Annotated in this window: 11 protein-coding genes; 7 read left to right on the top strand and 4 right to left on the bottom strand. The window is 52.6% G+C overall.

Features of this window, described 5'->3' with window-relative positions; all coding sequences use genetic code 11:
- Positions 1 to 149: 149 nt before the first annotated feature.
- Positions 150 to 1235: a permease gene (locus ABC395_RS14980; protein WP_413004262.1), complete on the top strand. Its 1086-nt coding sequence runs from the start codon at positions 150 to 152 to the stop codon at positions 1233 to 1235.
- Positions 1236 to 1261: 26 nt separating this feature from the next.
- Positions 1262 to 2200: a TIGR03943 family putative permease subunit gene (locus ABC395_RS14975; protein WP_413004260.1), complete on the top strand. Its 939-nt coding sequence runs from the start codon at positions 1262 to 1264 to the stop codon at positions 2198 to 2200.
- A 584-nt stretch (positions 2201 to 2784) separates the two neighbouring features.
- Here the strand turns inward: ABC395_RS14975 and ABC395_RS14970 are convergent.
- The 3 genes from ABC395_RS14970 to ABC395_RS14960 all read right to left on the bottom strand — a co-directional run bounded on the left by ABC395_RS14970 (position 2785) and on the right by ABC395_RS14960 (position 5543).
- Positions 2785 to 3855, bottom strand: coding sequence for a CobW family GTP-binding protein (locus tag ABC395_RS14970; protein WP_413004258.1), 1071 nt, complete (start codon positions 3853 to 3855; stop codon positions 2785 to 2787).
- 298 nt (positions 3856 to 4153) lie between these two features.
- Entirely contained in the window at positions 4154 to 4291 is a 138-nt protein-coding gene (locus ABC395_RS14965; RefSeq protein ID WP_181024294.1) for a hypothetical protein, read from the bottom strand.
- Positions 4292 to 4475: 184 nt separating this feature from the next.
- Positions 4476 to 5543 (bottom strand): lytic polysaccharide monooxygenase, encoded by a 1068-nt coding sequence (locus ABC395_RS14960; protein ID WP_413004256.1) that lies wholly within the window; start codon positions 5541 to 5543, stop codon positions 4476 to 4478.
- Positions 5544 to 6016: 473 nt separating this feature from the next.
- On the opposite strand from ABC395_RS14960, the gene ABC395_RS14955 reads away from it, so the two are divergent.
- Positions 6017 to 7213 carry an MFS transporter gene (locus ABC395_RS14955; protein WP_413004254.1) on the top strand — a complete coding sequence of 399 codons (1197 nt, stop codon included), beginning with the start codon at positions 6017 to 6019 and terminating at the stop codon, positions 7211 to 7213.
- A 217-nt stretch (positions 7214 to 7430) separates the two neighbouring features.
- Here the strand turns inward: ABC395_RS14955 and ABC395_RS14950 are convergent, their stop codons facing one another.
- Positions 7431 to 7925 (bottom strand): DinB family protein, encoded by a 495-nt coding sequence (locus ABC395_RS14950; protein ID WP_413004252.1) that lies wholly within the window; start codon positions 7923 to 7925, stop codon positions 7431 to 7433.
- 198 nt (positions 7926 to 8123) lie between these two features.
- On the opposite strand from ABC395_RS14950, the gene ABC395_RS14945 reads away from it, so the two are divergent.
- From ABC395_RS14945 to ABC395_RS14930, 4 genes are all read left to right on the top strand, one after another.
- Positions 8124 to 8675, top strand: a complete 552-nt coding sequence (locus tag ABC395_RS14945) for a CGNR zinc finger domain-containing protein (RefSeq protein ID WP_413004250.1) — start codon at positions 8124 to 8126, stop codon at positions 8673 to 8675.
- 122 nt (positions 8676 to 8797) lie between these two features.
- The gene (locus tag ABC395_RS14940; protein ID WP_413004248.1) at positions 8798 to 10030 is read left to right on the top strand and encodes an aminopeptidase; all 1233 of its coding nucleotides are present in this window, start codon (positions 8798 to 8800) and stop codon (positions 10028 to 10030) included.
- Positions 10031 to 10267: 237 nt separating this feature from the next.
- Entirely contained in the window at positions 10268 to 10972 is a 705-nt protein-coding gene (locus ABC395_RS14935) for a response regulator transcription factor (RefSeq protein WP_413004246.1), read from the top strand.
- Complete coding sequence (locus ABC395_RS14930; RefSeq protein ID WP_413004244.1) at positions 10969 to 11970, top strand: sensor histidine kinase; 1002 nt, start codon at positions 10969 to 10971, stop codon at positions 11968 to 11970. Before ABC395_RS14935 ends, ABC395_RS14930 begins: the two co-directional genes overlap by 4 nt.
- Positions 11971 to 12069 lie beyond the last annotated feature (99 nt).

Below are 12069 nucleotides of genomic sequence, written 5' to 3'. Positions count from 1 at the left end.
AGCCCCGTTTAAGCATTTGCCCGGTAACGCGATTTGGCGTGCCGGGATTTTTTGTGGCTTTACCACTGGACAAGGGAAAGGCTTGTCATAAATTCCAACAGGCCCGCATAGAGATGAACAAGAGGAATCGGTTGAGGGAGAAGTCTTTCTTGTTGAAAAACGTAATGATTACGATTAAAATAAAGGAACTGCCGCAAACAGGAGGGAAGAACGTGCATGTTGACGGAACAAACAGAAGGATGAGGAAAAGAAACCTGATCGTTCTCGCAGGGGGAAGTTTCCTGGCCGTACTGATCTGGCAAGCCATGCGAAAAGGGATAATGGTTTTGCCGGACCCCTCGGTCATCGGGCTGTTCAAAACGATGTTCATCGGCATCGTGCTCGAAGCGGTTCCTTTTATTATGCTGGGTGTGGTGCTGTCCTCGTTCATGCAGGTCTACATCCCCGAAACCTGGATCCGTAAAGCGATCCCCCGGAATCCCTTTCTCGGACTCGTGTTCGCCTGCCTGCTCGGCATTTTGTTTCCGATCTGCGAATGCGGCATGATTCCGGTCGTCCGCCGGCTGATCAACAAGGGAATGCCCTTGTACATAGGCGTGGTCGTCATACTTGTGGGGCCCATCGTCAACCCGGTCGTTTATGCGGCCACCTACACGGCTTTCCGGATGAATCCCGAAATGGTGTATGCCCGGATGGGACTGGCTCTTGGTGCGGGCGCGCTGATCGGCCTGTTCGTCTACGCGTTTATCAACAAAAATCCTCTGAAACACAGGCTGGACACGCTGTACTCGGGGAACGGCCAAGACTGTGCGCATGTGCGGGAGTGCAGTAAATTTTTTGCGATGACGGGCCATGCGGGCGCGGAATTTTTCGACATGGGGAAGTACCTTATTTTCGGCTCCCTTGTTACGGCCGTTATTCAGGCATTCGTACCGAGAGGAGACTTGTCGGCGCTGGGGGAAGGAGAAGTGCTTCCGCACCTGTTTATGATGGGATTCGCCTACATCCTGTCCCTGTGCTCCACCTCGGACGCATTTGTCGCTTCCTCCTTTCTGCAGACGTTTTCCAAAGGGTCGCTGCTCACGTTCCTTGTCTTCGGACCTATGCTCGATTTTAAAAGTACGCTGATGCTTTTGTCCGTTTTCAAAATGAAGTTTGTTCTGCTGCTTGCCCTGCTCATTACGATGACCGTGTTTGCCGGTTCTGTCATGGTCGAGCATTTGTTTTTCAGATAAGCTGTTGAAATCGGGAGGTGGACCGGGTGGAAGACAGGCGCGTTTACGCCTTTCATTATTTTTTCAGAGCGGCAATTTTATGCGGGTTTTCGTTCTATATCGTTTATCTCGTCAAAACGGGCGGTATGGCCCATTATTTGGCCCCCCGTCTGGTCCCTTACGTCAAAGCTTCGGCGATCGCATTGTTCGTATTGGCGGTGTTCCAGATTTATCTCGCTTTGCAGCCCGCCGTAAGCAGCGAACCCGACTGCGGATGCGAGCCCGTCATACGCAAGTCCAAGCTTTCGCACACTGCCGCCTATTCCTTGTTTCTTTTGCCGCTGCTGCTCGGCTTCCTGCTGCCTGACCGTGTAACGGGGAGCGATATCGTGCAGGTTAAAGGGATTCGATTGAATGCCTCCAACCTGCAAAAGCAGCAGAGTGCGGAGCCGCAGGAAGGACCTGCGGAGAAGCCGGAATCATCGGGAGAAGCACGGCAAGCTGGAGAGCAAACGGACGAAAGCTCGCTTAAGGAGATGTTTAAAGGCAGCCGGTTTACGGAAGAGTATGCGAAGCTGGCCATGCGGCTTTACCGGAACGAAACCATTCTGATCGGGGAAAAAGGGTTTATGGAGAAGCTGACCGCAGTGGATCTGTTTGCCGGCCGTTTTGCGGGGAAGCAAATGGAAATCAGCGGCTTCGTATACCGCGAGGAAGGGATGCCCAAAAACCGGTTTGTCGTAGCCAGGCTGACGATGCAGTGCTGCTCGGCCGATGCTTCCCCGTATGGCGTGATCGTTGAGGCGCCGGATGCGGGCTCGTATCCGAAGGATACCTGGGTTACGGTGAAAGGCACGATCCGAAAGTCCGTGTATGAAGATAAGGACGTGATGAAGCTGGAGGGAGCCGTTATCCGCAAAATAAAAGAGCCGTCGTCTCCATACGTCTATCCGTATGCCGGCGATTTTGGCGATCTGGGGAAATAGAGCTCAGGCAATAAAACCGCTTTCCATTGGAAAGCGGTTTTTGGGCGTTGCTGGAGCCGGTGGGTACAAGAGCCGGTAGGCGCAAGATTGGTGAGTGCAAAAGCCGATAGGTAGGAGACGGTAGGTACAAGCACTGATGAGTGCAAAAGCCGGTAGGTACAAGAGCCGGTAGATGCAAGAGTGGTAAGTGCAGGAGCCGATAGGTAGGAGAAGGTAGGTACAAGCACTGGTGAGTGCAAAAGCCGGTGGGTACAAGAGCCGGTAGGTGCAAGAGTGGTAAATGCAGGAGCCGGTAGGTACAAGAGCCGGTAGATGCAAGAGTGGTAAGTGCAGGAGCCGGTAGGTGCGAGCACTGATGAGTGCAAAAGCCTATAGGCGCAGGTAGTCGAACCGCATACGGCTCCCGGCGCACGGTGATTCGCAGCATGACGGCGGCAGGCCGACCATCTTGACCGGCAGATACGATCGGTACAGCAGGGAGCAGGCGGAAGAAAATCGTTCCGTGCCACGAGGTGACGATGCCCGCTGCTTGGTTCCATGAAAAATTCGCTGAACAGCAGGCAACTGTCTGACTGGACCCGAAGTTATCTCCGACGGCCCGGCTCCGGTTGAGCGGGCACCGGCTTTTCCGGCAGCCGTTTCCACTCTTCGCTCAGCCGCTGCGTATCGAGATCGATCCCTATAAATACGACATACGGTTCTCCCCGGTAAAAAGAAGGCTCCCAGCAGCTCCGGTTTCCAGCATACTGAAGCAGATGCATGTGTCCGGATTCTGAGAAGGCCACATACCCTTTGGCACGGATCAGCCCGTCCTTCCAGCGGTGGAGGAAAGCGTCCACGTCACCTTTGGTCAGCCCCGCAGCCTGATTCCAGGGGAGAGTAACGGTACGGACGCGCGAGTGGGAAGGCGCCGTTTGCGCCGGCGCAGGCGAGTTCGCGGGTGGCTTGCCGCTTTCTGCAACGGCTGTGCTGGGCTCCTTCGGATGAGTCCGTATCTTCGTCATCCGGATAGGCCGGACCGTCAGAGGCCCGTTCTGCGCAGGCTGGACACCTTCCAGGAGCGGCTGAAGCTCGACACGGCAGTGAGTGGTGTACACGAGCATGGCATGCCCGTTCAGCTTGCGTATCGCCTTCTCGATTTGATGCAGCCGGATGCGGTGCACATAATCCGTTTTGTTGACCAGGATGACGTCGGCCACTTCAACCTGTCTGCGAAGCGTCTTCACGAGCTGTCTGTCCGATGCGAACAAGCTGTTGTAATCCATGAAATTTTCCGCATCAAGCACCGTGATGATCTGCTTCAGAAAAACGCGGTCCAGCAGACCGGGCTCCGTGAGGACATCGGCGATTTCTTCGGGATTAGCGACCCCGGTCAGTTCTATGAAAAGTATATCCGGATTGCGCAGCATCAGCGTCTGCAAACTGCCTGTAAGTTCGCTTTTTTTACTACAGCAGACGCAGCCGTCCAGTAGTTTCTCGATCGATGCGGAGCTGTGCCCTTCCAGAATCAAGCCGTCGACATCCGCTTTGCCCAGCTCATTCATAAGAATCCCGGGGCGCAGACCGAGGTTCTTCGATTCTTCGAGCATCCGGACCAGAAGCGTCGTTTTACCGCTGCCCAAAAAACCGCTAAGTACGAATACAGGTATTTTCACGGCTCAGTTCCTTTCTGAGATCAACTATTTGTTTGTATTCTATTCTTGTCTGGGATAGAACATGCAATAAAATCGTAATTATTACGTTTAATTTTATTTTACAGGAAGCGGGGGTGTCCGGCAAGCCGGATACCATTATCAAGAGGGGGAGGGGGAAGGAGGTTTAAAGCCTGCTAGTCTTTCTAAATTTGTAACTGATAGAGGTGTATCCGGGTAAAAAGTCCTAAATTATTTGTAGTGGTAAAAAAATCCTCCAAACCCATTAAAGAGTCGGAGGATTTTTTAAGCAGCTTATCCTTTATTGCAGAGATTGTTGAGTTTTGGTGGAACCCGCAAAGGTTTGAAATTGATCCTTTAATTTCTGACGGGCGTCTTTATTGCGGAGTAAGTAAGCAGCTCCTAGACCAATTGCAGTAAACATCATTTTTTTACCCATTTTCGTTTACCTCCTGTATGTTAAGGTTGCGTGCTCTACAGAAAATTACCCGCTCAGCCCGATGCTAAACATTTTTCCGCTTCATAAATTAAAAAGAGAGGATGTTCTTCCCCGGAAAAGCTTTCTTTTCAACTAAAAAAAGACCACCCGATAAGAAATCGGATGGTCCTGCTTGTTGAGTAAATTAGACGGTTTTCCAAACGTCTGCTTTACCAGGGATGTCGCCTTGTGTCCACCATTTGGCTTCGTATACGACACCGTTGTAAGTAACGCGGTTGCCTGCCGTGTAAACAGAGGATGCGCTCCATGCAGGTGCAGTCGTGCCGCCGCCAGTACCGCCGGCAGTTGTTTTAGCCGTTACAGCGGAGCTTGCAGCGGAAGTGTTGCCTGCTGCGTCTTTCGCTTTAACTGTGAACGTGTAGCTAGTGTCAGCCGTCAGGCCTGTTACTGTGAAGCTTGTAGTTGCGGAAGTTCCTACTTTAGTGGAACCTTGGTATACATCGTAACCAGTTACGCCGACATTGTCGGAAGAAGCGCTCCAGTTCAGAGTTACGGAGTTAGCCGTAACGCCGGAAGCAGTTACACCTGCAGGTGCAGTCGGAGCTTGAGTGTCGGTAGGTGTGCCAGTTCCGCCACCATTAACATTAACGTCGATTACGTTGTAGAAAGCGTTAGGCGTGTCTGCGATTTCCCAAACAGCCAGGATTACGTTGTAACCGCTGCGTGCAGGAACGTTACAAGTGTGGGAAGTGGAAGGATCCGGTTTTTTACCGCCGTCTTGGAAAGAGCAGAACAGTTCGAAATCGGAACGTTTCAGAGGAGCGTTAGGATTCCAGCCTGTTTTCGTGATGTAGTATTTCCATTCTCTCGTTGCGTGTGCGGCAGTGAGCTTCCAAGTGAACGTGTTGCTTCCGCTGTTGATGTTCACTTTGGACCAGCGGTCTGCAGTTTGAGCGTTCAGCTCAGGGAAAGCGGCGCCAGCGCCGGCGATTTGACCGTCAGCAGGACCGCCTGTCGGGTAGCTGCCGGGTGCTTCAAGGCTTTGCGGCTCGTATACGATGGCTCCGCAGTTTTTGTTGATGCCTTGGTTACAAAGAGCCGCGCGGCTTGCCGGACCGGTAATGTAACCGTGTGCGGAAGCGCTTTCAGCGAAAACGAGCGAACAGATAGCTCCGATTACAAGCGCTGCGAATGCCACGAGAAAAGGAGAAACTTTGAAAAGAGAGCGGTTCCAAGAAATGGATTGGGACATTATTTAAATACCTCCGATTTTAGTGAATTGGAATACAGGGAATTTAGAGCTATACTGCCGAGAATCGTACAAGAATCAATAAGACTCAAACCAGAGTAATCTGGTGGAAAGGTCAGGATCCGGCAATGTAAGCAGTGAATGGCTATCTACCGAGAACAGCAAATGAGCTTTAATTCCTGCCTGTCAAAATGTTTAGCATCTACCTCCTGTCAGTTTATGTCTAAACTTTTCATTTCACCTCCTCATATCCATATTATAGTACAAGGTAGAAGTAATGGAAGTAGGTCTTTAGAACTATTTATAGACATAAAATGGCGGAAATAGTAAAACATATCCTCCGAAATATCCTAAAATTTTGGAATTTTTTTGCATGTACCGCGTAATAGAAAAAAGTTTAGAAATAAAAGGGAAAAATGTCGAAAGGAACGAATTAGAGGTAAACAGGTTCAGAACAGGGAGGAAGTGAGCCGGATATGAGTGTGGCGGCAGACATAAAAATGTTTATTTCGGTCAAAAAAGCGTGGGTTCTGGTTCTGGCGATGATTTTATACGGAATCGGCGTCGGAATTTTGGCGCCCATGAACGCCATTTACTTAAAAGAAGGAGTCGGTCTGGGGAAGGGCGAGATCGCTTCGATTTTTGCGATTTCGCTCCTGCTCAATATGATTTTTACGATTAGCGTGGGCATCTTAAGCGATAAGATTCCGCGCAAGAAAATCATTCCTATGGCGGCCTCGGTGGTGTGTGCGGCCGGGCTGCTGATTTATATGAGAGCCGGCGGATACGTATCCGCGCTCGTCGGCATGTCAATCGCCTCGGCCCCGTCCGGAATGGTGATGGGCCAAATGTTTGCCATGGCGCGGAATCATTTCTCGAAGCTGGCTCCGGACATCGTGGAGATTTCGCAGCTCTGGCTGCGCGCGTCTTTCAGTGTGGGTTTTTTTACGGGACTGCTGCTGGGTGCGAACATTTATTTGTGGTTTACTTTTTACGGGGTGCTCTGGGGCAATCTTGGGGGATATACGGCGCTCTTCGTTCTGCTGTTGTTTTACCGGGAAACGGTGGAAGCGCCTTCCAAGGCCGTCGTTAAAAAGAGCGGCGAGCCGTTCTCGCTGGCTATGCTGATCGCGCTGCTTATGCTCTCGTGCGCCGATGCGATACGGGGATTGTATCTTCCCCTTGTCGTGAACGAGAAATTCGGCAATCCGGAACTGATGTCCTACATCTGGAGCGCGCAGGCGGTTTTCGAGCTGGTGTTTATGACAGTCGCGGGTTATTGGGCGCTTAAATACGGCTTCAAACCGGTCATTTTATTTGCCAGCCTGTTCGCGCTCATCGTCTATCTGGTGTATGCCAATGTCGATTATTTGCCGCTCTTTTTCGCAATGCAGCCGCTGTATTCGTTTTACGTGGCCGTGCTGCTCGGAGTGGCCATGGGTTACGTTCAGCGCATGTTTCTGCATAAAACGGGGTTCGGAGCCAGCCTGTACGTCGTGATTTCCCAAATGGCATCTCTGGCCGGGTATTTCCTGCCGCTGCTGATAGAGGGAATCACCCCGGCAATCTTTTATATCCCCGGTACGCTCATCGTCGTTTCCATGCTGCTCATAACGAGAACGATGCTGAAAGAGCGCCGCAGCGGAAAGGCGCAAAACGTACAAACGTTGTAAGTGATACAGTGCTCTTGCAGCCTGCGCAGAGATACCCCTGCTCGGGTCCTATGCGGAAACAGCCGGTTGTGCCAAACGAAGCCCGCCGAATAGTGTGCAGCTGACGGAATATAGGGAGACACGGGTGCGGACCCGAAGAAAAACCGCCTGGTATTTCTTCCGGCCAAGAAGAAGTACAGGCGGTTTTTTGCCGGTTTAGGGCGAGCCGGCGTATGCTCTATTCGTACCGGCGGGTGGCCGGCCAGGAGCCCTGAAGCTTGCGGATCAGCACGATTTCGCCGGTGTGAAAAGCGTCGTGCTGGATCATGCTGCTTATGCGGAAACCGATCGGAGAATCGCGGTATTCGGTATTCATGTCCCCATCGGATTTGCTGTCCAGCAGGCTGCCGACCCGGGTATGAACGTCGTCAAGCTCGCGGAGTGTCCGCTGCCACGCTTCTTCGGAACCGTGGGTATCGGGCGTCTTGAACGTATCGTCATTGTTGCGGGCGGAGTGGTTCTGCTCATCTCCTTGGAGCAGTTCCAGCAGACGCTGCTTGTAATAGACCAGATGGTTAACGGTTTCCCAGATTGTATTGCCCGCTTCGCCCGGAGGCCGCCAGGAAGCCTGTTCGGCGCTTACGCCGCTGACGGCGTCTTTCAAAGGGGCATACCAGTCTTCCGTTCCGTAAGCGTTCTCCCAGCCGCGTTTAAGAAGATCCAATCCGTTCATTCGATTTCCTCCTGAATTAAGAATGGTGTAAAATTAAAAAAGCGGTGTCATCATGCGTGGACAGGTGAAGTAAGAAGCCTGCCCGGTATGCGAACAATTCGCACAGTTTTGATGTAACCATCTAAATCAGTTATGGTGGTTACAATTAGGATTTTAACATGAATTGGAAGAAGACTCAATCTTTAACCGGAGGTTGCTTTGGAAAATTCGGCTTTAGAGTTTATGAACAGCCAGTGGTATGACTGGCGGGGAACGGGGAGAAGCGAGGACAGGCTTGACCGGCCCGGCTGGCTGGAAGCCTTTCTGGAGAAATGGGAGCTGGAGGCTCCGCTGCCTCCGCAGCCCCATGAACGCGCCGCTCTCGGCGATCTCCGGCAGGCCATGCGCGCCGTTACGGAATGCGTTAGCTCGGGCAGAGAGCCTGATCATGAAGACATTTCAAGGCTGAATAAAGCGATGGCCGAAGTGTCTTCCCGTCCGGTTCTGGCAAGAGAAGCCGGCGGCTGGCGGCTGGAGCGCCGGACGGGCGACAGGGGCTGGGCGGCGGTCATGGGCCGGATAGCTGTCGCGTTCGCCAGTCTGCTGGCGGAAGAGGACGTGCGGCGCCTCAAAATTTGCGCCAACGAAGACTGCCGCTGGGTTTTCTTCGACGAGAGCAGAAGCCGGACGGCCCGGTGGTGCGACGATAAGATGTGCGGCAACCTGATGAAAGTCAGGCGGTTCCGCAAACGCCGGAAAGAAAGCGACTGATCCGGCGTCCGGTCTTTTTTTGGGGAAAGAACACAAGGAAAACGGCTGGGAAAGTCGAAGAAGTAAGAGGACCTTACATAACGTGCAGTGTGGCAGTGAATATACCTCAAAGGAGAATGAAGATGGCCGATCAATTCGAAAGAAATCTGGGAAAATACGCCGAGCTGGCGGTGAAAGTCGGTTTGAACATACAGCCGGGTCAGTCCTTATGGGTGAACGCTTCCATTCAGCAGGCTCCTTTAGCCCGTTTTATTACGCAAAAAGCATACGAAGCGGGAGCTAAATCGGTTCACGTCGAGTGGATGGACGATACGATTACGAAGCTGAGATATACGCTTGCGCCCGATGATTCGTTCGATACTTATCCGGCGTGGAGAGCGCAGGCGGTAGAAGAGCTTGCGGAAAACGGCGGCGCCTATCTGCTTATCGAATCGGGCAACCCGGAACTGCTTCAAGGGGTGAAACCCGAACGCATCACGGCTTATTCCAAGGCCGCGGGCAAGGCGCTTGCCAAATGGAGAGAGTACATGACCTCTCACAAGATGACGTGGTCGATTCTCGCCGCCCCTTCCACCGGCTGGGCCGGCAAAGTATTCCCGGATCTGCCTGAAGAAGAAGCCGTGGCCGCTTTGTGGGAGGAGATTTTCAAAGCTGTCCGCGTGGACCAGGATAATCCCGTCGAGGTCTGGGAGCGGCACAATGCGACGCTCCGCGCTAAAGTCGAGGAGCTGAACGCCAAGCAGTACCGGAAACTTCACTACCGGGCGCCGGGCACGGAGCTCAGCGTAACGCTGCCGGAGCGGCATATCTGGTCCGGCGGTTCGACGGTGAACGAGAAGGGGGATGCGTACAATCCGAACGTTCCGACGGAGGAAGTATTCGTTTCGCCTCTTAAGGACGGCACGAACGGAGTGGTACGCAGCACGAAGCCGCTGAGCTATCAGGGGAATCTGATCGAGAATTTCACACTCACGTTTGAGAACGGCCGTGTTGTGGATTTTCAGGCGGAGAAAGGTTACGAGGCGTTAAAAGGACTACTCGAACTGGACGAAGGAGCCCGCCATCTGGGCGAGGTTGCGCTTGTGCCGCATGAGTCGCCTATTTCCGCAAGCAACATCATCTTCTTTAACACGCTGTTCGATGAGAACGCGTCAAATCACCTGGCCCTCGGGAAAGCTTTCGGCTTCAGCATCCCGGACGGAACGAAAATGTCGGTGGAAGAGCTGACGAAAGCGGGTCTCAACGACAGCATTACCCATGTGGACTTCATGATCGGCTCGGCGGACATGGACATTGACGGCGAACTGGCCGACGGGACGCTCGAACCGATTTTCCGCAAAGGAAACTGGGCATAAGGTTCTGCAAGAAGTCGGACGTCCTGCCTCTGCCTGTAAAGGCACGGTACGTGCACGAGAAAGATAGAAAAAGCCAGCCGGATTGCCGGCTGGCTTTATTTATGCGAGATACGCGTGCAATTGTCCTTATTTCGGCAAGCGGGTATAATGGGACAATCAGCCGACTCCCGCTGCCGGAGGCGGCAACCTTTTTCTTAACAGAGAGGAAAGTCTGTCGCAACAAAGGAGATTGAGCTTATGTATACGATCATGATTGTGGAGGATGACCCCAAAATCGCAAATTTGCTTCAGGCCCATATACAAAAAAACGGGGATGAAGGCGTTGTGACGGAAGATTTTGATGGGGTGCTGGAGCAGTTCCGGCGGATACAGCCCCACGTGGTTCTGCTCGATATCAATCTGCCCCGGTTTGACGGCTACTACTGGTGCCGCCAAATCCGCTCGGAATCGACTTGTCCGATTATTTTTATTTCGGCCCGCAGCAGTGAATTCGACCAGGTAAGAGGTCTTGAAAACGGAGCGGACGATTATATTACAAAGCCGTTTCACTATGAAATCGTTATGGCCAAAATCCGCAGCCAGCTGAGACGGGCATTCGGGGATTATTCTTCCGGAACGCAGGAGCGAACCGTCGAGAAAAAAGGGATGATCCTATACCCGGAACGGATGGTGCTTCAGTTAAAGGAGAACAGCGTAACGCTTACCAAAAAGGAAGCCGTTCTGATGGAGACGCTGCTCCAGCGGAGTCCCCGGGTTGTAAGCAGAGAGACGATTCTGGACAAGCTGTGGGACGACACGTTCGTAGACGACAATACGCTCAGCGTAAACATAACCCGCATCCGGAAAAAACTGCAGGATTTCGGTATTGAAGATGCCCTGGAAACCGTGCGTGGAGTAGGATACCGGCTCAACGTGACCTGGACGGGCGGAGAGCGGCCATGAAACTGTTCTGGCGCGAACAGATGCCTCTGATCGGCTTTACGGCGGTCATCCTCTTGCTAGTGCTGCTTGTTTACCGGTATGACGGATACACGGACGTCCTTACTTCTCTGTACGCCGTTTTTCTGGGGATTTGCGTGCTCGGCGCCTATCTGGCTTACAGGTATTTCAGCCACCGGGAATTATACAGGCGCCTCTCTAAGCCGCCCGGCTCGCTGGGAAGCTCTGTGCAGAAATCGGATGCGGCACCGCTGTCTGCGGCGCTCGGACGCCTGCTTGAGACGCAGTACAGTCACTATCAGAGTGAAATAAAAGCGTGGGAGCGCACACAGCGCGACCATCTTACGTTTATAAACCAGTGGGTTCATCAAATGAAAACTCCGCTTTCGGTCATTGAGCTGATCACGGAGGAAGACAGTGATCCGCGCTTTGCCAGCATTGCGGAAGAAACGGACCGGATCAGAAGAGGTTTGGAGATGGTCCTCTACATGGCTCGTATGCAAACCTTCGAGCAGGATTTTTATGTGGAATCCGTGGCGCTTAGAGAACTGGCAAGCGAGGCGGTCCATGATTATAAACGTTTCTTTATACACAGTCATGTATACCCGGCAGTTGTGATGGAGCAGGAGCTTAAGGTGGAAACGGATTCCAAATGGCTCCGTTTTATTCTCCAGCAGCTGCTCTCCAATGCCATTAAATATTCGGCGGGAAGCGGTAAAAAGGTTGAAATCGCCGCGTTTGAGGAAGACAATGCGGTCGTTCTGGAGGTGCGCGACAGCGGCATCGGAATTCCTCCCGAAGATATTCCGCGTGTGTTCCGCCCGTTTTTTACAGGAGAAAACGGACGCAGGTTTAAAGAATCGACCGGCATGGGGTTGTATCTGGTGCAGCAGGTTGCGGCGAAACTTCATCTTACGGTCGGCATCCGGTCACGGGTCGGGGAAGGAACAACGGTTCGGCTCACGTTTGAAAGCAGCAGAGCCGTTAAGACGAGCGGGTAAGCCGCTCGTTTTTTTGTCGTTTCGCCGTTGCGGGAAGATGACATTCTTACAAAGCTGTCACCTGTCTGAAAGAAAGGCCGATAGGAGATCGGTACAGCC

Source organism: Paenibacillus canaveralius, from assembly GCF_047238265.1.
GTDB lineage: Bacteria > Bacillota > Bacilli > Paenibacillales > NBRC-103111 > Paenibacillus_F.
The sequence above is the reverse complement of the archived record's forward strand: the minus strand, read 5'-3'. Positions and strand labels throughout refer to the sequence as shown.

Excerpts from the sequence above, each read along its gene's own strand:
- ABC395_RS14965 (WP_181024294.1), bottom strand. The coding sequence starts at position 4,291 with ATGGGTAAAAAAATGATGTTTACTGCAATTGGTCTAGGAGCTGCTTAC.
- ABC395_RS14960 (WP_413004256.1), bottom strand. The coding sequence starts at position 5,543 with ATGTCCCAATCCATTTCTTGGAACCGCTCTCTTTTCAAAGTTTCTCCT.
- ABC395_RS14955 (WP_413004254.1), top strand. The coding sequence starts at position 6,017 with ATGAGTGTGGCGGCAGACATAAAAATGTTTATTTCGGTCAAAAAAGCG.
- ABC395_RS14950 (WP_413004252.1), bottom strand. The coding sequence starts at position 7,925 with ATGAACGGATTGGATCTTCTTAAACGCGGCTGGGAGAACGCTTACGGA.
- ABC395_RS14940 (WP_413004248.1), top strand. The coding sequence starts at position 8,798 with ATGGCCGATCAATTCGAAAGAAATCTGGGAAAATACGCCGAGCTGGCG.
- ABC395_RS14935 (WP_413004246.1), top strand. The coding sequence starts at position 10,268 with ATGTATACGATCATGATTGTGGAGGATGACCCCAAAATCGCAAATTTG.
- ABC395_RS14930 (WP_413004244.1), top strand. The coding sequence starts at position 10,969 with ATGAAACTGTTCTGGCGCGAACAGATGCCTCTGATCGGCTTTACGGCG.